This window comes from Vibrio sp. 970, assembly GCF_033339075.1.
This window is the reverse complement of the sequence record NZ_JAWOTW010000410.1, coordinates 1-650: the sequence shown is the minus strand read 5'-3', so window position 1 is coordinate 650 and position 650 is coordinate 1. Positions and strand designations below refer to the sequence as shown.

The following is a 650-nucleotide window of genomic DNA, read 5'->3' as shown; positions in this document are numbered from 1 at the left end:
AGTGAATTTATTGAAGCGCGTGGCCGTGAAGGCGACAACATGAAAGCGCTGATCGAACAACGCCTAGACGCGATTACCGCAGAAGTGGTGAAAGTTCGTGCTCGCATGCCTGAAATCCTAGAATGGCAACGTGAGCGTCTATTCTCAAAATTTGAAGATGCGAAAATTGAACTGGATGCTTCTCGTGTAGAACAAGAGCTTATCTTGCTAGCGCAAAAGTCAGACGTTGCAGAAGAGCTAGATCGTCTGGATTCTCACGTGAAAGAAACGACCAACATCCTGAAAAAAGGTGGCGCAGTCGGTCGTCGTCTGGATTTCATGATGCAAGAATTCAACCGTGAGTCAAACACGCTCGCTTCTAAATCGATCAGCACCGACATCACTGCGTCGGGTGTTGAACTGAAAGTTCTGATCGAGCAAATGCGCGAACAGATCCAAAATATCGAATAAGGTTTTTTGAGTCTCTTTGAGCTTACTTAATCTTACCAAGCCCCTGTAAATAGGGGCTTTTTTGTTTTCAGAAGATTTCAGGTCTTTGCCTCTGTTTTCAACCAACTGGTGAGTTTAGTGGTGAGTAGGATTGATCTAGTATGCCCTTAAATGGTGAGTAACTTTCCATACCTAAGGAGAACTATATGGGCAAGCTCAAT

The 650-nt window shown here is 44.5% G+C and carries 1 protein-coding gene; it reads left to right on the top strand.

Annotated elements, in window-relative coordinates; translation table 11 throughout:
• The coding region (locus tag R7Q11_RS27000) for a YicC/YloC family endoribonuclease (RefSeq protein WP_225467089.1) at nucleotides 1-450 on the top strand (450 nt) is incomplete at its 5' end.
• Between the last annotated feature and the right edge of the window lie 200 nt (nucleotides 451-650).